The 625-nt window shown below is 33.8% G+C and carries 1 protein-coding gene; it reads left to right on the top strand.

Annotated elements, in window-relative coordinates:
* The coding region (locus tag ACYVMZ_RS39405) for an LAGLIDADG family homing endonuclease (RefSeq protein ID WP_461088139.1) at positions 1-439 on the top strand (439 nt) is incomplete at its 5' end.
* Positions 440-625 lie beyond the last annotated feature (186 nt).

Genomic DNA, 625 nt, shown 5'->3' with positions numbered 1-625 from the left:
GTATGCAGACGTACCCACTAATTTTAATTCTAATATCTACCCTCTACCTACTACTCCAGCTGGATATCTATCTATTCCTTTCTTTCGGAATTGGGTTGTTGGTTTTGTTATGGCTGAAGGATCATTCCACATTAAGGCTTCTAATGAGTTTTATTTCTCTATCCGACAACGTGAACATATTACACTTTTTGAAGCTTTCCGAATTCTATTTAATACGACTCGAACTATTGACATATCTACTATTGGATATTCAAAGTTTAATGTTTCTTCCGTTAAGGATCTAAATACTGTGGTTCAATTCTTTTCTCATTCAGGGCTACATCCAATTGTAGGTTACAAGAAGGTACAATATGACAATTGGATTAACAATATACGAAACGTAAAGCGGTTTAAGAATATTAATCTGCCAGAACATAAAGGATATAAAGTTGCTTTTTGAGGTGACTCAAATTGAAAAAAAGGGTGAATTGCAAGAAACTCTTAATCATATAACTCAACCCCTAGATTAAGACAATTTGCAGCTAAGTCTAGATTAGTATTTATATAAATCTAGAAAAGTTCAACGACTAGAAGGTGAGTAATACTAACAATAATCCAACCTAGAGCGCCCTTTCACTCTAAACGT

It is taken from the genome of Streptomyces deserti (assembly GCF_054782695.1).
This window is presented reverse-complemented; position numbering and strand designations above follow the sequence as displayed.